The organism is Paenibacillus sp. MDV22-iso6, from assembly GCF_058408365.1.
The window spans coordinates 16,029-33,734 of record NZ_JBZVDZ010000001.1 but is presented as its reverse complement, the minus strand read 5'-3'; the positions used below and the strand labels follow the sequence as shown (position 1 = coordinate 33,734).

The window sequence follows — 17,706 nt, the reverse complement described above, 5'->3', positions numbered from 1 at the left end:
GAATTCAAAGTTCCAATACTGTTATGAGCTCGTCATGGCACACTTCACCATTTTCATGGAATCCAAAGCTCTCATATACCTTTTTGGCAGCCAAGTTATCAGGACTATATGGAATCCAACAATAACGTGCAGGTCCAGCTGGGAAAGTTCGAATAAACTCCAATATTTTCTTTAATGCTTCCCGGCCATAGCCCATGCTTTGGTGCTGCTTGTCAATCATCAGTCGCAAAATACAATAGCTATTGTCAGCAATCACAGGAAGATCATAACCCGTGATTCCGTAAGTTATCATTACAAAACCTACAGGCTGCTCATCTGCGTAAATGGCAAGTGGAAACGGTGAGCCGCCATTGGTTGCAAGAATATAACACGATGCAACACTTGAAAGGTTTGATGCAACATATTGTCGCTGCTCTTCTGAAACTTCCAGGTTAAATATAGAACGTCGGTTATCCAGTGTTATTTTTCTGAGCGTTATCATGCAGACTCTCTCCTCACCAAACATCATAGATTTAAGCGGTTTCAAGATAATACCTAGATACTCTGTTTGATCTTCTTTCTCATATACAAAGCTATTTCTTCGTTTTGGCTATGATTATTTGAATATAGTGATACATCAATTCCTTCAATTTGATAACCACATTGCATGTAAAAATGAATGGCTGGAACGTTCGTATTCTGGGTTTCTAACGTGATCGCTCTGAAGCCTTGTTCCTGGGCAATCTCATTCACTTTATTGATCAACAATCTTCCATATCCTTTTCTTATGTATTTTTCATTAACCTGAAGATGCCATATCATCAGCGTATTATTCCAAGTTTGTGGTTCACAAATTGCGAGCGCTATGATTTTCCCATCTATATATATTCCATAAGAAAATCCCAGTTGTATGATTTCTTCATATCGTTCCAAATCATCTGTACTGTTCAATTCTTCTTTTTCGTAGATGTCATCTAGATTTATTAACGTTAAAAGCATACTAAAGGAACCTTGTGTCTCCTGTTTGGTAAGCTCATATTTTTGAGTTGATTTATATCCAAAGCTTCCAAGTTGAAGCCAATCATCATTGGATAGATTCTGTATTTTTTTGATCTCCATTACTTCACCCCAGAAATAATATACTTTGCGACTTGTTTATAAGGTTATTGAATTCTTGCTTATATCTCTTCTTTCGACCTTAATTTCCATATTCCTGCATCCTTACTTATTGTTTCCTATCCACAAAATTATGGACTGTCAAAGAAAATAATAATAATCCCGACAGGACAAACCTGGCGGGATTTCGTTTGAATAGATATCGAAAGACGTTTTTAGTTATTACGTAGCAACCACATGCTTCATCTCTTCACTTGCCATAAAGTCAGAACAATTCACGTAATACAAATCATAAATTTGTTCCGTATTGTTTATCAACTTATACACTTCGTGGTATATATCAGTGGCTAATTTGACATAAGGCAATTTCCCAACCGCTTTCTTGGATCGAATGTTTTGTTTTCGAATTTTAAGAAAGACTGTTTCAATTTCACGTTGAAGAAACAACTCAGCGAAAAAGGCTTCCTTTGCTCGTTGATTGTAACCTTTTCCGAAATAAGGGGCTCCAATCCATGTCGCAAGAAAACCTGTCTTATGTTCCATGTGATATAAATCAATGGTTCCGATGGGATGTCCCAGCTCATTAAGGATCGTTCTGGAAATACATGTGTTTTGCTCTTCTTCATCAATCACCTGTTTGGTTGCAAATAAATATTCCTCATAAGATCGGCACTTATGACGAACGTATGGAAAAACAGCGGTGTCCACCATCAAATCATACAGTGAGTGGCATTCGTGCAAGTCTCGTTTTTTTAACATTTAAACGACCACCTAGTCCTTTTAGTTCGCTGAGTCAAACAAACTAAGTATATAAAAGGACGTGTGGAATTTAATGAATTCTATATTGCTTTTATGTAAAATTCATCATAGAAATGTTTTCCAGATTACTTGACTGAACGTAACGAATATCGCCTGTTTACTGTGTGATTTTTGGAATCATTGACCCATCGAGACAACCTCACTATCATCGGTTTAGCTGGTCCACTCATCTTCGCTAACATCATTTCATGCCCATGGATAAAATTTTTGGTTCGAGGAAACATTAATCATACTACTTATCCTTGGGAGTGATGTTATGCTGTACCTTATCAGCTTTGTGCTCATGTTTGCTGGCTTAGCCTGTATCAACATTATTTTTTCATATCAAAGCAAGCATATTGACACTCAGTTCTGGTCCACATTTAAATTCCATCTTTGGATGCTGCCTTTATTTCTAGCCGCTAATCTGAGCGTAGGATACGGCGTCAAGTTTGGAATGAAAGCTGTCAGTCAACTGGGCTATGTCCTGGTCATTGCCAAATGCATAGAAGTGCTCATCTCCATATGGATGGGATACTGGTTCATGAAGGAAGTTCCTTCTTGGAAAACGTGGATTGGGCTTGTGGTCATCATCATCGGTGTTGTACTGGTTAAGCAGAAGTAGGAGTAAGTTAAAATGCTTTTTAAAAAACGAATTGATATACAATTTCATCATCATATACTTCTCCGGTCTCTGAAAAACCCATTTTATCATAAAGCTTTCTGGCAACTTCATTCTCTGCACATACCGTTAAATTCAAACACTTGCTATGGACATAGTTCTCTTTTATATAGCTAATTACTGCATCTATCGTTGCTCTTCCATATCCTTTAGCTTGATAGCTTACATCGATCATAAAACCATTCAACCAATAGGACCAAGCTGTTGTTTCATCGACTGTGATCATGACAAAACCAACTAAGCTATCCTCCGTGTTATATATGCAAAATGGCATATACTTTTACTCATCCCCATCTGGAAGAATGTGCACCTTCGCTAGGGACTCGGCTACTGATGGAACATAATGATTTTGATTGGCTTGAACTTGTAAGTTTAATGCATCTTTCCAGTTCTCTCTTGTAGTAGGTATTAATCTGATCACAATAATATCACTCGTTCCGTTTCGTTTTTTTAAGATCCGATGGAAGTTCATTTTTAGTTACATTTTGAACAGGATAATCAAGGCTGGCCCACAGCCTGTTAATGATGTTGTCACTGGTTATTCTACCTTTAAATCCGGTGGAAGTTGTGAGTGTTCCTTGCTCATACATATATACAAGTTTGGAGCCATCATTCTTATTAAATATAATGGAATAATCTCCATCCAAAGATAATCCTTTGTCCTTCGGCTTTATTTCACTTAAGTTGGTTAATACGTGGGCGATATCTTTTGTCTCAGTTACATTAATCATTTGGAGATCACCTTCATTAGAAGGTAAAACAAAATTATATATTTCAGCATTAACAACTTCGTCAGGCTTAATTGATATAGTGATTTCCTCTCTTGCTTCAGTTAAAGAAACAATGAAAACAACAATAGCAATACATAAACCAAGTATTAAATAACGCTTTTTCATACTACTTCACCTCTAACGACCACAGCTTGATTCAAGCTGAATCATCTTTCCCATAATTACTTCTATAGCATAAAACGTTCAATTAACTCCAATCACCGAAATGCTTCTCAAGGAACCTTACTTCCTTCTCATAATGAGCCAAATGACCCTCTTCAATCATTTTGATAAAAGCTGTTTCTCCAGACACCGCCCGATCAGATAGTGTGGTACACATGAAATGAATTCGAGAAATCACCCATTCCTTCAGATCTGTCGGCACATCCATACCATAAGCGTTAAAAAATAACGCTATACGTCTTTTCCGCTCAGATGCATGATCCTGTTTATTGTATGGAACGACTTCTCTTTCATCTTTACCCGGTGAAAAACCTGCTAATGGGACAGAGGTATACAAGCTGTAAACGATATCCCATAGACGCGGACCAGGCCCTGCCATGTCAAAATCAATGATTCCTACAGGCAGCCGATCTTTAAATACAACGTTATACAATGCAAAATCGTTATGGCAAACTACTTCTTCCTTTGAAGAAATCAATGGGCAATTATTTAAAGAAACCGTAATTGTAACAAAATCCACTGTAGCATCATGATAGCTTTTTAAAAGTTTCGCTATTTTGTCTAAGGTCTCATCAGACCACATATAACTTTCAATCTCAGGATAGTCATTTCCCGAAACCACACCATCCAGGTAAGAAAGGATTTCTCTGTCCTGCTCATCTACTCCCAAATATCTAGGGGAATGCGCATAGCCCACCTTTTCAAGGTGCTTAAGCAATTCATATACATACGGATTCGGTATAGCGTCACGCCGAACTGTGCTACCTACTTTTACAACCTTATTCACATTGCCTCCGTTTAGGGTTTCTTCGTACTCAGGCAAAATGAACCCCTCCTAAGATCTGTTTTGTGTGTACCTATTTGTTTTATCCTTTCTGGGATTCCCAGGGAATCCAGCAATCAATAACACAAATCCGACGAAAAATAAGAAATATACGAGGAAACCCGTGAAACCATTATCACTTGCTGGGATTATCTCGCGTGTTTTCCCACCTGAAGCGTATCCCGCTTCCACTATGGCTGTAGATATTCTCACGGAAATTCTATCTAAGGTTGAAATAAAAATACTGCTAATCATGAGAACCGCACCCAGGATTTTATTGGTATTGTTCATGAGCTGCCTCCTAATTCAAATTGATTCTTATCTTTCAGTCCATGCTGTTCGGATATATCCCAATTTCATGCCAACATGCTCCATATTTCGATGGCTTTGAGATAAAAATGAACATTGCCCTACCACCAGATTACATTCCTTATTCAAGGCTTCCGTTATTCTTCTATTCAAAAGTTGCTGATGTACACCCTGATTTCTAAACTCAGGTAATGTTGCTGCAAAGGTTAAGGATGCCTTTTGATTTTTAATAAACAGAACACTTACCGCTGCAGGGATGTCATTGACATATGCGATGTAAAATTTCCAACCTGGACGGTGATAAAGAACCTTATTATTCTGGGCGACGTAAGGGATACCGTCATCCGACAAACCGGTCCCCCTGCAATGAATGGTCGCGTATAGCTCGAATTGATCCTCTTCAAGTTCTTGAATTTGGATATGATCTGAGTGATTCTTTTTTTCTTCTGGTTTGATGATCAGAGATGAATGAAATCCCGACGCATACATGCCTAAGTCGGTTAAACGTTTCAAGAAGTTCTGATCCACCACAGATGGAATAACTTCGAACTGAACCTTCCGATCAAGCTGTCTATAAAAATCAATGATAGCATCCAGGTGTCCCAGATCATTATTTGTTAAGCCCTTCACCGTATTAAACGTGGGCCATGGCATGGTCTTACTGTAGAAACAGACGGCATTTCCAAACTGCTGAATCTCAATTCCTTCTGGATTTTTGTCCCGACTCTGTATAGCAAGCATGCGATCTGTCATATAATCGATTTCAGAGAGTTCAATTTCTTTAATTAAATCTATGGATGGAATCAGTCGATTCATGTCTTTACCTCCAAATAAAAGTACGGGAACTCCATTTTAATTCCCATCAAAATAATTCATTACATGGCCTATACTTTACAATGGTAAGATGCTCCCACTCCTTATACAGTTGCTCTTTAGAGAGTATCTTCCACGGGTTGAATATCGTTTGCCCATCTTTATTGAAGTATAGTTCTTCTCCCAGATGATATGCTGCATGTTGAATGATCCCATCCTCATCTGTCCATAGGACAACGTCCCCATGATGTAGTTCGTCAGTTAATAACTCCTCGTGATCATACTGTTTTAATTTCTCTAGAAACGTTTTTTGATGTACCCATTCATAGATAAACCACTCCTGTTTCCCTTTGGAGATTGCAAACAAAACTGCTGCGAGGCAATTTGCACCTTGGGAACTTGCAAACGAATTGGCATATGGTTTTAGAAAATCAGGTAGCGACTCAGGCGGCTTCTCACATTCCCCTTTATCCCACCATTCGTAAACCAATGTCGTAAGTATCTGTTCTTTGCATGATTTGTTCAGCTTTTCCCACATGTAGCGCTGAAGGATAACGTCCCCATCAATCACATAGCTTGCAGGTATTTCCGCCAAATCATGTACAAATGTAACAGGGAAAACAAGCCCTCTTCCACTTTGCACTTGTGCATTTAATAAAAATCGTTTCTGTTCTTCAGGAATGGTTTCTATCCATTCTTTATCCGCAATGATTACATAATCAACGTTCTTAATATTCCAGTACTCATAACCATTCACATAATTCACTTGCCTATAAGTGCTGTGGTTATAGAACTCCTCTTTTGGCATTAATAGTACATCGGTAAAGTCAAATTCATAATCAAGATGTTCTTTTGATAGGAAAAACAAATCTTTTTCCGGTACATAACAATCCATCCATGAAAGTAAAACTTTTTTACCCGGTTTAATTATCATTATGTATTCCTCCGCGTTGGGTTTGAATTTTATATTTCCACTTTATTTCTCACTACTCCGTAGTAAATCAGATCCTCATACCGGTCTTCTTTCTTGACATGATCCACCAGTACTCCTTCTTTTATCATGCCAATCTTCTGTATAACTTGTCCGGATGCCGGGTTAGAAGCAAAGTGTCGCGCATATACCTTATGATATTTTTTCACATCAAAAGCGAAGTCTAACATGGCTTTAGCTGCTTCCGTTGCATAACCTTTTCCCCAAAACGGCTGACCTACCCAATAAGATAACTCCCCGTTATCGTAACGTTGTTGATTAGATAATGCTATTGCCCCGTATAAATCACCTGTTTCCCTATCACAAATAGCAAATTCATATAATTTATCCGCATTAAAATTTTCTTTATGTTGCTCTATCCAAGACACTGCACAATCTAATGTATATGGGTAGGGTAATGTGAGTGTGCTCTTATAAATGTTGTAGTCATTACATAGTCTGGTAACGGTTTCAGCATCTGATTTCGTAAATAATCTTAACAGCAGCCTTTCTGTGGTCATCGTTGTAGTGAGATCGTTGTACACCATACTATCCCCGCCTTTTACATGAAAATGGATCATTGCACCTTCAAAATGACCGATTTCTGTTTATTTCAATTTCATTTTATATACGACTTCACCATCCTGATTTTCCAATTCCTGATCAATAAATCCTATCTTCTCATATAAGGCTCTTGCATGTGCATTATTTTTTTCTACGGTTAGTGAGATGATTTGTCATTGTGGGTGCTTGTTCTTGATGCATTCAAGTATCGTATAAAGTGATTTACTTCCTAATCCTTTTCCTTGATAGTTCTTATCTATTTGAAACCCTCCAATCCAATAAGCATCCCAAGGTTTCACGTAGGCATATGCTAAAGATTCGATGACCGTCGGTACAAGATTTACTTGCGTTTCAAGTAAAGATATTGCGATCGCCTCTTCCCAATTCGTTTTATCGATTGGTTCTATAGTAATTGGGTTCATTCAAATATCCCTTTCGTTTGCCGAATTATATTTCGTTGGAGTAGATTATTGACTTACTTGAATCCATATTGTTTAGCTATGATTTCAACTGTATCGATTACGTTATATTTTTTAAAATCATTTAAAATAGTTTGTGGTAAATAGTCATATAAATCTGATCTGGTTGCCCACATATACTCGCTATGTTCTTCTGAAAGTATCACTCGGTCATATATTGCTCTGCACAAATATGTCAGTAATACGATCTGTCTATGCGGATCCGTAAAAAAAGTAGTAGCAAATAGTAACTTCTCAACACTCACTTTAAGCCCAGCTTCTTCTTTCACTTCACGAGCCAAAGATTCTTCTAATTCTTCTCCAAAATCGATCTTTCCACCAACGGTTTCCCAGGTCCCAGCGGCAACTTCATCTGCACCTGAACGTTTTAATATCAATACCCTGCCTTTATTTTCAATGACTCCCTTAACCACAACAACGATGTTGTTTTTCAAGATACCTTCATGTGAACCCACAGTTTTTATCACCCTTCTCTTTGGACCGTTCCAAATGAAATCTTCATGCTGGCTGCATAAGTCAACCAAGATTCATTATCAAATACTTTGGAAAATGTTAATTCCGCTTCATACTGCGCCTTTGCTTCATTTTGGGTTAAGCCCCGAGTTGATAATCGTTTGGTTACCTCTACTGAATCGCCAGGATCCTGTCCTATACCATCTTCTTTAATTGAGTGATAGAGAATGTTTTTTTGGGTAGAGTCCATGTTTTGATCTAGAAAGTTGACCTTATCACTCATTCTACATTCCACATTCGTTAATCCCAATTGACTCATTAATATAGGTAATCGCATTCCAATATTTCCATCTTTACCTGTACGTATATGATCTTGTTCAAATAATCTCTGTAAAACGCCTAGTTTAATGATTTCACTTTGTTCAACGCCCTCCACATGATAGTTCGCCATACTCCCAATCCAATGAGGTTCAAAACAGATGATTCTTCCACCCTCCAGTACACTTTCAATCATCTTTTGGAGTATTTTCACAGAGTCATCCATATGTAATAAAAAAGCATGACTCAATGCAATGTCATACTTCCTCTTCAATACAACGTCTTCTATATCCCAAGTAATAAACTCTGTTTCATAGGGAAGTTGGGAGAAGATCGTCTTAGCTTCATTGATTAATGTTTCACCCTTATCTACTCCAGTGTAGGTTGACCCTTTTGGTAACAAAGGCAGCAGTTTAAGACCCAAATAACCAAACCCACACCCATAATCGATAACGCTTACAGGTTTATCTATCTTCCAAACAAAATGCACTAAAAATTGAAGGTAATCGTCATTATAGTAAAGCCATCTCGTATTTTTAAGGTATTCAATTTTATTATCCCAATAATATCTTCTTCCGTTCTGGCATAGTTTGATTTTTCGTATGTCTTTATAGCCATTTCATTTCTTGGGCCTGTCAGGATCTTTACACTGGTAACACCTCGTGCTTTGAGCTCCTCCTCTATAATAGCAATTAACAACGTAGCCAATCCTCTTCTCCGGGCAACTTCGGCAATATACATTTCTGCGATCTCTCCCTGGAGTCCACGATAACAAAAGGATTTAAAATATTGAGCACAAGCGAACCCAACTGCCTGGCCGTCAATTACAGCTAGAGCAATCAACTCATTAGATAAAGCAAGGCTCTCTTTTACTTCCTCCATGTTTGTACCAACGCCATTAAAAGCATCATTGAGCTTAAGAAGGTCCTCTGCATCATTTTCGTTCGCCCATCGTATGTGAATGTTCTCTTCTTTCATCACGTGACCTCCAATAATAACAGTGTACAGAAATTAATGATCCGGATAGGTTTCTTTCAAAAACCTAATGGATTGGTTGATCAATGCTTGTAATACATCTAGATTGATATCTGCAACTTTATTGACGTATACACATGCTTTTCCTGTCGTATGTTTTCCAAAGTCTTTTAATAGATTCTCTCGCTCGGCATCACCTGTCGCAAAATACAAACTGATTTTTGCTTTTCGAGGAGAAAAGCCCACCAGTGGTGCATCACCTTCATGACCAGATTCATATTTATAATGATAGGCGCCGAATCCAATAATACTCGGTCCCCACATCTTTGCTTTATACCCTGTTGTTTCAGAGAAAATATCTAATAGCTGATACGCGTCTTCACGTTTTTTGGGACTATCAACACTTTCAATAAATTCAATGACGCTGTTGTCTGTTTCTTTTGTTTTAAGTTTGTACATTGATAAAATCTCCCTTCATGTCTTCCGTAGCTTTAACGCAGGGAACAGACTTAATATCAGACCAACAATCAGAAACAATATCCATTGTTCGTAACTAATGATTAGAATCAGTTCCCAAAAACTTGCCGGCCCGGAGTTTGGTTCATCATTGTATGGATGGTCAAAAATAGCTGGTAGGACCCCAAGGGCTATAAAAACGATTCCAATGATCAAAGAAAGAAAATAAATAGCTTTCTTCATAGTCATCACATCCTCAAATAATCAGGAAGTCTTATCATGAAGCGTTCACTATTTCTATTAAATTGATATTGTTCATATAATTCATGTGCATCTAATGTTCCGAGTAACCCCATTAAATCTTTAAAGCGATCCGATTGTGTAATCACTTCAATTAGTTTCTTACCAAGTCCTTGGCCCCTAAATTCCTCATGAATAAATACATCACAAAGCCAATACATTGTCGCATCGTCTGTGACAACCCTTGCAAAACCAACTTGAACTTCTTCTTTATAAATTCCAAAACATATTGAAGAATGGATGGACTTTTCAATTTTTTCATCGGATCTCTTATTGGCCCAATAGCTTCTAGATAAGAAACCCTTTACCGCATGAATGTCCATAAGTTCTTTGTTATCACTGATAAGATATTCTCCATATATAAAATCCATCAATCCCAGCTCCTCTCAAAATCCTTGATGATTCAAGCAATACTTAATTCCAGCACGATCAACATCGGAAAAATCTAATGGATTCTCCATAAATAAATCTCAACTGCTCATCAGTTTCAATGTTTTGACCTTTTTTTGATAACCTAAGTCAAGCGTTTTTCATAAATCACAATTGTCATCTTGTCGTTAATTTGTTTCGTATCTCCCTTCTGTCTATATCCTAATTTCTCATAAAGATAACAATTCCTCTGCTCTTCTGAGATTGTAGCCAACTCCCATATTCTCGCAGCGCTATACCTATCTTCAATTATTGAAAATACTTTTTGTGCAATCCCTCTCCCTTGATAGTCGGGTAAAATAAATATAGGGCTTACTCGATAGATTTTATTCTCTTTTTTTACTATTCTAATGGCCCCCACAGGAATATTTGCTTCTCTTATTAGGTAATAATCTGTATAGCTTTGATTTATTCGATCTTCTATTTGTTCTACCGTTTGATTTGCTGGGCTTGTTTCATAGTCTTTATATTTATTTAATAGAGGCATGAATGCTTTTATTTGCATTTCGTGAATGATTGAAGCTTCTTTAAGTCCTGCTTTGGATAATGAGATTTCCATTTCATATCATCCTCCGTTATTAAAATTTGTGTTCTGCTTCTATGAAATTATCGTGTTAAAGATGTGTGTTGATATCAATCGTATTGCCAAACTAGCTCTCCTTTCCTTGTTTTGGCTGCATATATGATTTGACCCGTGTGATAATGAATTTCTCTTACCATTGCGATCATTAGATTCAAAACCGTTGTTTCATTATTTACTTGACTGAATGTGAGAGGGGGACGATTAATGAAAGGTTGAGACAACAACAAATTTGGGTTGAAACTGAGGTGTTCGAGATATTGAATGATAATATCGAATGATTCCTTGGTCATGTTATAGGCTTCTTCTATCGACATTTTAAGTCCTAATTCAAATTCCTTATCCCTGTCTCTTGAATCAGCAATATCATAAAATATCGTTTCAATTCTTGAGTGAACACAACCTCTTATATGTGCAACGAGATTTGCAATACTATTACTTTCTTGATTTGGTGACCAAGTGATATCTTCTTCTGATAATTGTGAGATCGCTTGGAGAATCCATTTTCTTCCAGATATAAATTTCACTAACATACTTTGAATTACTTCTAATTCAATTTCCATGAGCACACTCCAGTCTATAATTTTTCAGCTAATCTACTAAACAACCGAAAAAGTATTTCCTTTAATTCATTACATCCTTGCGCTGATTTCCTATAATGTTGTTGTTCAGCAAACGGATCAATTGCAACCTCTGCCAATTAGTTCTTCTAATACTCCTCGAACTCCTGCCAGACCTGGATGTGCAAATGCCCTGATATGGGACTATTTGTTATAAGTAGCTACTACTATCTTCAGGATTTAATTATGTGTCCGCTCATCTAACCATCTCTTAGATTCTTCTAACATGCCTAAAGTAATTTGATGATTTACTTTGGAGTACTCAAAAAATTGCACTGAATTATTTAGATTATTGTTCTGTTCAATGACTTTCATAAAATACTTCTGACTATCAATTGGAATAGTTGTATCTTCTGTTCCATGTAAAATAAGCATCTCTTTATTCTTCATATTCCTTAATTTAGCCGGATCTAGCTTTAAGATTGTATCCTTATCTATTGAAGTCCAAGGTGTTCTTCTATCTCTTTCACAAATAAGTTCTTCAAATCTTTCCCAAGCGCATGAACCATTCATTATTATTGCAGATTTGATACTTATGTTATTTGCATAAACACCTGCAGCTGCAAAACCGCCAGTAGAATTACCGACCACTCCCACTATCTTGTCATGTAAGGTTAATTCAGAAATAAGATCTCCAGCCTCTTCAACCGTCTGAATAACGACCTTCCAAAAATGTTTTTGTATTTCTTTAGGATCAAAATAGTTAAGCTCCCCTCTGGTACCGTGATATGGAATTTCAGGTATGATAACCGTGTATCCCCAATCAGAAATCAATGAACCAAAGAAAATGTAATCCTTAATGTTTGAAACCCATCCATGATATAAAATGAGTATCCCTTTAGATTGACAGTTGGGCTTAATCCATATACAAGGGATCCCCGCAATTAGTTGTTCATAATAATTATCCATTAGCTCTCCATTATTCTTTATGTAATTATATATTGAAGAATTCTGTATAAGGAATCCGAGAAGTTAGGTGAGAGCACACGGTCGTGACTTATGATCGCAGAGTATAAAGCGACTGAACCAAGTACCTCACATTTTTTCTCCGGGCGATCCCATAAACTAAAATTCTAGCCGCCCCCAGTATGAATTAATTAAATCCCTTTAGAATTCAATATAAAATGGTTGTAAATCTGGCCTTAAACAATATTCAATTCGCTGTTTGAAGTTCTTCCAAGTCACCTTATTTAATGCTTCTTCTATTGGAAAATATCCTGTTTCTAGGCTTTCACTAGTTACTATGGGTTCTCCCCCAATCGGTCTTGCTAAAAATAATGTATTCACGATTGAACCCTTCACATTCTGGAATATTCCACAAAATCGAATAATCTCTATATCAATCCCTGATTCTTCTTTTGTCTCCCTGACTGCGGCATCCTGTAAGGATTCTCCTTCTTCCACTTGCCCTCCAGGCATTTCCCATCCTCTTCTAGGTTCACGGACTAGTAAAATTTCATTGTTCTCATTCATTACAATCGCAGCCGCTGAAACGATATGCTTAGGTGGATTCATAGATATATCTAGTCCTCTCAGGGGGTATTAGTTTTAAAATGTTATGTAAGGGGTGCCTCATCCACAAATCATCCTACAAAATTGGTTTCCAATGTCCATTCCAATCTTCGTAGCCATTCATTTTTCACTTCTTCATTTGTGTACTTTATCCGATCTAAAACATTAATTACTCTTGAAACTGAGTATACCTTCACTAATTCATTGGTAATCTTAAGATCTGAAAATTTACTATACGCATTAATAAAAATCTCAGACAACTCCCGAGAGAAGTTTGGATAATGTAAATGTACAAACCATATTACCCATGCGACATCTTGCAGTGGATTCCCCCAGCCTGCCCACTCCCAATCAATAATAGATATTAATTTATTAGATAAAATTGCATTATGCGGTCCATAATCTCCATGGATTAAGGTTTTCTCCCCTATAACTGATACATTAAGTATCTGTTTTACTTTTCCCTTTTGATTATTCGGTACATAGTTAAGATCATCAATATCAATATTTATCAGTTCTATGATTGGCAGGTCAGGGTCACCATCTCTCCATTTTAATGAGTGAATATCTTTTGCAAGATGATTTCCAAGCAACTCGTAGATTTCCTTAGCTCTATGAATGTCTCCATCATCAAGAAATCTCTGGCTGTTAATTCCGTGCACATAGTCCATAATAATGTACTGTGAACCGTTGTCTTCAAAATAGTCATGAATCTTTGGCGACACACCTGAATTATTCAATAGGGTTAAACAGTTAATTTCTGTTATCGCATCACGATTAAGACCATTGAAAATCTTTGCTACGACCAGAGGATCTGATCCCTCAAGTAAAATACTGCTGTTGGTGTAACCTCCGGTAAGCTCAGTCAGTGTACTATATTTAAATTTATGTAATAAGATGTCATGCACCACCAAATTCAGCCTTCTTTCTTTATTCTTAGAATCATGACTTTCGGAAAATGTTTTAAAGCGTTTGCATTTTTTCTCATTAGATCTTCGATTTCACGACACATCACTTATTCTTCATCAATATAATTTAAAACATTATTTAAATACATCTCTATAGGTTGTGACGAATCAACAAGCAAACATTGAATATCATTAGGTCTCTTACTTTCATTAATATTTTTTCTAAACTCTTCTTCAGATGTGCCCGAAATCTGACTTATCATCCGTTCTCGATGTTGTAATCTTTTACTTATTTCCTGATAGTCATTCAGGTAACATTCAACGTACTTATAATTAGCATTATACTTCTTACTTAATGACGAACCTCTTTCAATCATCTCAGAATAAAAGCATGGACTATCGAATATTACGTCATAGCCTTGGGAGAGATAAAACTCTATCAGGGCCCAATCAATATTATATGAAGTCATACCTAAAACTTTTAATTCTAAATTACTATCCCCAATGGATTTTAATATGGAAGACTTTGAGATATCATGATCAATAATTATGGCACCTGTTATTTTAGCTATCCGTCTTGAAAGAGTTGACTTACCAGAACCAGGAAATCCCGACATTTGAAGAAAAAACATCTATGAAACCACCTTTCCCTTGGAGATTTCCAATTCATATTTAACTTGCGTTTTACTGTGCCCTTCTATGGTTTCAATCATTTCTTCTATTTCTTTAAATCCACTTTTCTCATAAAATGCCCTTCCTCTATGATTCTCTTTTCCTACCCAGGCAAACAGTTTATTTATTGGGTTTAAAACTTGAATGAATCTCTTAATGAACTCTTTACCTATTCCCATTTTGTGATATTCAGGTCGTATATAGATTCTTAGCAATTCGTATTCTTCTTCATTCACTTGTCTTGTTTGAGCATATCCAACGACTTCGCCATTATATTCAGCTATTAAAAAACTCCGTTTGACACTTTGAACCTCTCTCTCGACAGATCGACTTAAATTCTCATCTGAATATGCTCTACTTAGAAAATTTTGTATGTAGCCTTCGGAGTATATGCCTTTATAAGTATAATTCCATGTTTCTTGAGCTATGGATTGAATGTGTGGGATATCCTCATTTGACACAAATCTGATTGTAATCATCTGGTTATCCTTCTTTCGTTAGCTATTAATAAACTTTATAGTCACTCTTGAGAAATGCATAAATGGCATTATCAACAAATCGATTCTTCCAATAATAATTTTCCTTCAATATTCCTTCTTCTCTGAAGCCGATTTTCTCAAGAACCTTTCTTGATCCCACATTTGCTGGTTCTACAAATGCTTCAATTCGGTTTAAGCCAAGCGTATTAAATCCATATTCAATTACCTTTTCAACTACCTCAGTCATAAAACCTTGATGCCAATATTCTGGTGTTAGTTCATATCCAATGACAGCTTTATAATGATTTTTCATCCATCCATGAAAGCCACATGTTCCGATGACTTTGTTTTCAGACTTCAAAGTGATTCCCCAACGAATAGCTTGACCTGATTCAAATCTTTCATTCCATCTTTGAATTAATTCTTCTGCTTGTTTAATGGTTGTAAAACTCTCCACATCATAAAACTTCGTAACTTCATCCAATGAAAAAAAATGAAATAGTTCTGGGGAATCATTCTGTGTTAGCTCTCTTAATACAAGTCTTTTTGTTTCTAACTTGGGAAACTGCGACATTTTAGTTCTCCTTAATAGTTAAGTAGTTTCACTCAGCGTCTCTAGAATCCAAATAAAAATAAATCCATAGAAACTAGGCACCAACATGTCCTTTAATCAGCAAATTATATGCACTAAGTACTAACCATATTATTACATATATGAAGTAAATCAAGCAAAAAAAAGCAGATGGTCTCTCATCTGCCCTGAAATATGGAGAAAGCCATGCAGCTGATTTAAAATCCCCCTCCATGCTCTTGATCTTAATTTTCCTCGACTGCCAATCTCCAGTCATTACATCGTATGGTAGTCCCAATAGGGTATTCAAAATCACACTCGCCAATATACGAAAAGCCCAGCTTGTGACAAATGGCATTTGAAGCGGGATTCTTGGTTTTAGGAAAAGCGTGAATGAATTTATGTTTCTTCTTTTCAGAACGGATAGAAGCTATGGCCTTCGCTGTTGCTTCTGTCGCTATTCCTCTACCTTGATATTCCGATAAAACACTCCAGCCTATCTCGTAAATAGATTCTTCTTTCCAGGTCTGATCCCAATACCCTACACTACCCACGACTTCAAGATGCGGAAGCAAGAGGATCTTAAACATTTTCCCTGTTCCATTTTGTGCGATTTCATAATAGCGCTTATGACGAGCTAGGATTTTCTCCTCAGTCTCTGGTCCTCCGAAGTGTACTGTCATCTCAGGCGAATTTAATTGGCGAAGCAAATCTAAATCTCCTTCGTCCCATAGTTCAATTCTTACCTCTGGCGCATTCCTTTGTTCCATCTCACTCACCTCACTGTTTTTATTTGTAACCAAATTTAGAGGAAGAGACTTACTATTCTCAGTTCAATTATATCAGAACATATATTCTTATTCAGTAAAAATTTATCATTATCTTTTAAATGGAATGCCTGATATCTTTTAAGCCAAGTTCACGGTTTATAGATCTTCTATGTACTTACAGACCAAATCCCCAAATGTTTTGATATCCTCAAGATAGTCGTACCCTAACGGATTTTGTCCAGTCTGATTATACATTCTTACCGCAACAGTTTTACACTTAGGAATGACAAGACAGGCACATCCAGTGGCGCCCAGAGACTGGAAAGAACCGTGTGGAAGTTTATCACCTAATTCTGTAAAAGACCGTGGTTGATCTTGCACAAACCAAAAAAAACCGTTTCTCGGCAATTGTTGTTCCAGATCAGGAGGACTAATTATAGTGGTTGTCTGCTCAAATATTTCTTTAGGAAGTATCTGATTCCCGTTTATAGCTCCCTTATTCAAATGCAGATAACCCCAATATGCTAGTTCCTTTGTGCTCATAAATAAGTTGGCCTGGTTACCTTGATCATCCTTATATTGTTCATTGAGCCATACTAATTTTTCATTATTTTCCTTCCTCCATCCTGTTTGGTTAAAGCCCATAGGTGAGAATAAACGCTCTTCGAGTAATTGTGATACAGGGATTTTATATAATTTCCGAATAATCTCGATTAGCAGATTAACACCAGTATTATTGTACTTCCAGTCGGTTCCTTGAAGAAACATTCTATTATGCAGATCACCTAAACCATGAGTGTGGGTTAACAAATGTCGTATTGTTATATGCCTTAGTGCTTCCCTATCTAACTCATTCAAGTAGTCCACAACAAGATCATCTATACTTCTGACCTTACCTTCATGTAATGCAAGACTAATAGCAAATCCTAAAAATGTTTTTCGAACTGAAGCAACATTAAATTGTGATTCCTCATCAACTAATCGACTAGGTTTAGAATTGTCATGTACTCCTGAGTACCATTCATTCACGATACGATCATTATGAATAATATATGTCGCAGCAGCGGTAGCAGATATTTTATTCTTTACCTGTAAGACATAATCATTCAGTTCAATGAATGCTTTATTATTTGATATTTTTAGGTTAAACAATGAAAGGTGCACCTTCTTCACTATG

At 36.7% G+C, this 17,706-nt stretch carries 27 protein-coding genes and 1 pseudogene; 1 reads left to right on the top strand and 27 read right to left on the bottom strand.

From position 1 onward, the window contains the following. Positions 1-4 precede the first annotated feature (4 nt). From AC4PM4_RS00240 to AC4PM4_RS00230, 3 genes are all read right to left on the bottom strand, one after another. Entirely contained in the window at positions 5-481 is a 477-nt protein-coding gene (locus AC4PM4_RS00240) for a GNAT family N-acetyltransferase (protein ID WP_064638954.1), read from the bottom strand. Between the two features lie 53 nt (positions 482-534). Further along, positions 535-1,098, bottom strand: coding sequence for a GNAT family N-acetyltransferase (locus AC4PM4_RS00235; RefSeq protein ID WP_072732477.1), 564 nt, complete (start codon positions 1,096-1,098; stop codon positions 535-537). Positions 1,099-1,317: 219 nt separating this feature from the next. Beyond that, positions 1,318-1,854 (bottom strand): GNAT family N-acetyltransferase, encoded by a 537-nt coding sequence (locus AC4PM4_RS00230; protein ID WP_072732476.1) that lies wholly within the window; start codon positions 1,852-1,854, stop codon positions 1,318-1,320. A gap of 316 nt (positions 1,855-2,170) precedes the next feature. Here AC4PM4_RS00230 and AC4PM4_RS00225 point away from each other — a divergent pair, with 316 nt between their 5' ends. Beyond that, complete coding sequence (locus AC4PM4_RS00225) at positions 2,171-2,518, top strand: hypothetical protein (protein ID WP_063563286.1); 348 nt, start codon at positions 2,171-2,173, stop codon at positions 2,516-2,518. Between the two features lie 19 nt (positions 2,519-2,537). On the opposite strand, the pseudogene AC4PM4_RS00220 reads toward AC4PM4_RS00225, so the two are convergent. The 24 genes and pseudogenes from AC4PM4_RS00220 to AC4PM4_RS00105 all read right to left on the bottom strand — a co-directional run bounded on the left by AC4PM4_RS00220 (position 2,538) and on the right by AC4PM4_RS00105 (position 17,681). Further along, positions 2,538-3,047, bottom strand: a pseudogene (locus tag AC4PM4_RS00220) (GNAT family N-acetyltransferase). Further along, positions 3,004-3,471, bottom strand: coding sequence for a hypothetical protein (locus tag AC4PM4_RS00215; RefSeq protein ID WP_090949245.1), 468 nt, complete (start codon positions 3,469-3,471; stop codon positions 3,004-3,006). Before AC4PM4_RS00215 ends, AC4PM4_RS00220 begins: the two are co-directional and overlap by 44 nt. A gap of 82 nt (positions 3,472-3,553) precedes the next feature. After that, positions 3,554-4,351, bottom strand: a complete 798-nt coding sequence (locus tag AC4PM4_RS00210) for an aminoglycoside phosphotransferase family protein (protein ID WP_400344187.1) — start codon at positions 4,349-4,351, stop codon at positions 3,554-3,556. Between the two features lie 12 nt (positions 4,352-4,363). Next, positions 4,364-4,642, bottom strand: a complete 279-nt coding sequence (locus AC4PM4_RS00205; RefSeq protein WP_063563283.1) for a hypothetical protein — start codon at positions 4,640-4,642, stop codon at positions 4,364-4,366. Positions 4,643-4,669: 27 nt separating this feature from the next. Further along, the gene (locus tag AC4PM4_RS00200) at positions 4,670-5,476 is read right to left on the bottom strand and encodes an N-acetyltransferase (protein WP_090805568.1); all 807 of its coding nucleotides are present in this window, start codon (positions 5,474-5,476) and stop codon (positions 4,670-4,672) included. A gap of 46 nt (positions 5,477-5,522) precedes the next feature. Next, positions 5,523-6,407, bottom strand: a complete 885-nt coding sequence (locus tag AC4PM4_RS00195) for a hypothetical protein (protein WP_491612391.1) — start codon at positions 6,405-6,407, stop codon at positions 5,523-5,525. Positions 6,408-6,436: 29 nt separating this feature from the next. Continuing rightward, complete coding sequence (locus AC4PM4_RS00190; RefSeq protein ID WP_491612390.1) at positions 6,437-6,964, bottom strand: GNAT family N-acetyltransferase; 528 nt, start codon at positions 6,962-6,964, stop codon at positions 6,437-6,439. 216 nt (positions 6,965-7,180) lie between these two features. After that, positions 7,181-7,429, bottom strand: a complete 249-nt coding sequence (locus tag AC4PM4_RS00185; protein ID WP_491612388.1) for a hypothetical protein — start codon at positions 7,427-7,429, stop codon at positions 7,181-7,183. Between the two features lie 53 nt (positions 7,430-7,482). Then, positions 7,483-7,920: an NUDIX hydrolase gene (locus AC4PM4_RS00180; protein WP_491612387.1), complete on the bottom strand. Its 438-nt coding sequence runs from the start codon at positions 7,918-7,920 to the stop codon at positions 7,483-7,485. A 29-nt stretch (positions 7,921-7,949) separates the two neighbouring features. Further along, positions 7,950-8,852: a class I SAM-dependent methyltransferase gene (locus AC4PM4_RS00175; RefSeq protein WP_491613044.1), complete on the bottom strand. Its 903-nt coding sequence runs from the start codon at positions 8,850-8,852 to the stop codon at positions 7,950-7,952. Beyond that, positions 8,747-9,235, bottom strand: a complete 489-nt coding sequence (locus AC4PM4_RS00170; protein WP_491612385.1) for a GNAT family N-acetyltransferase — start codon at positions 9,233-9,235, stop codon at positions 8,747-8,749. The genes AC4PM4_RS00175 and AC4PM4_RS00170 overlap by 106 nt, the downstream gene beginning before the upstream one ends. Before the next feature lie 33 nt (positions 9,236-9,268). After that, positions 9,269-9,691 carry a DUF1801 domain-containing protein gene (locus tag AC4PM4_RS00165; protein ID WP_491612384.1) on the bottom strand — a complete coding sequence of 141 codons (423 nt, stop codon included), beginning with the start codon at positions 9,689-9,691 and terminating at the stop codon, positions 9,269-9,271. Between the two features lie 15 nt (positions 9,692-9,706). After that, entirely contained in the window at positions 9,707-9,931 is a 225-nt protein-coding gene (locus AC4PM4_RS00160; protein ID WP_063563275.1) for a hypothetical protein, read from the bottom strand. A 5-nt stretch (positions 9,932-9,936) separates the two neighbouring features. Then, on the bottom strand, positions 9,937-10,359 hold the full coding sequence (locus tag AC4PM4_RS00155; protein WP_063563274.1) for a GNAT family N-acetyltransferase: 423 nt from the start codon (positions 10,357-10,359) through the stop codon (positions 9,937-9,939). Between the two features lie 143 nt (positions 10,360-10,502). Continuing rightward, positions 10,503-10,976, bottom strand: coding sequence for a GNAT family N-acetyltransferase (locus AC4PM4_RS00150; protein WP_063563273.1), 474 nt, complete (start codon positions 10,974-10,976; stop codon positions 10,503-10,505). 74 nt (positions 10,977-11,050) lie between these two features. Continuing rightward, on the bottom strand, positions 11,051-11,560 hold the full coding sequence (locus tag AC4PM4_RS00145) for a DUF1572 family protein (protein WP_491612383.1): 510 nt from the start codon (positions 11,558-11,560) through the stop codon (positions 11,051-11,053). Positions 11,561-11,797: 237 nt separating this feature from the next. Continuing rightward, positions 11,798-12,526 carry an alpha/beta hydrolase family protein gene (locus tag AC4PM4_RS00140; RefSeq protein WP_491612382.1) on the bottom strand — a complete coding sequence of 243 codons (729 nt, stop codon included), beginning with the start codon at positions 12,524-12,526 and terminating at the stop codon, positions 11,798-11,800. 198 nt (positions 12,527-12,724) lie between these two features. After that, entirely contained in the window at positions 12,725-13,132 is a 408-nt protein-coding gene (locus AC4PM4_RS00135) for an NUDIX hydrolase (RefSeq protein ID WP_491612381.1), read from the bottom strand. A 68-nt stretch (positions 13,133-13,200) separates the two neighbouring features. Continuing rightward, on the bottom strand, positions 13,201-14,040 hold the full coding sequence (locus tag AC4PM4_RS00130; RefSeq protein WP_063563269.1) for an aminoglycoside phosphotransferase family protein: 840 nt from the start codon (positions 14,038-14,040) through the stop codon (positions 13,201-13,203). Between the two features lie 104 nt (positions 14,041-14,144). Continuing rightward, the gene (locus tag AC4PM4_RS00125; RefSeq protein ID WP_063563268.1) at positions 14,145-14,669 is read right to left on the bottom strand and encodes a P-loop nucleotide/nucleoside kinase family protein; all 525 of its coding nucleotides are present in this window, start codon (positions 14,667-14,669) and stop codon (positions 14,145-14,147) included. Then, complete coding sequence (locus AC4PM4_RS00120; protein ID WP_491612379.1) at positions 14,670-15,188, bottom strand: GNAT family N-acetyltransferase; 519 nt, start codon at positions 15,186-15,188, stop codon at positions 14,670-14,672. Between the two features lie 25 nt (positions 15,189-15,213). Next, positions 15,214-15,762: a GNAT family N-acetyltransferase gene (locus tag AC4PM4_RS00115; RefSeq protein ID WP_491612377.1), complete on the bottom strand. Its 549-nt coding sequence runs from the start codon at positions 15,760-15,762 to the stop codon at positions 15,214-15,216. Between the two features lie 242 nt (positions 15,763-16,004). Beyond that, on the bottom strand, positions 16,005-16,529 hold the full coding sequence (locus tag AC4PM4_RS00110) for a GNAT family N-acetyltransferase (RefSeq protein ID WP_063563265.1): 525 nt from the start codon (positions 16,527-16,529) through the stop codon (positions 16,005-16,007). 156 nt (positions 16,530-16,685) lie between these two features. Further along, positions 16,686-17,681 carry a serine hydrolase domain-containing protein gene (locus AC4PM4_RS00105; RefSeq protein WP_491612376.1) on the bottom strand — a complete coding sequence of 332 codons (996 nt, stop codon included), beginning with the start codon at positions 17,679-17,681 and terminating at the stop codon, positions 16,686-16,688. Positions 17,682-17,706 lie beyond the last annotated feature (25 nt).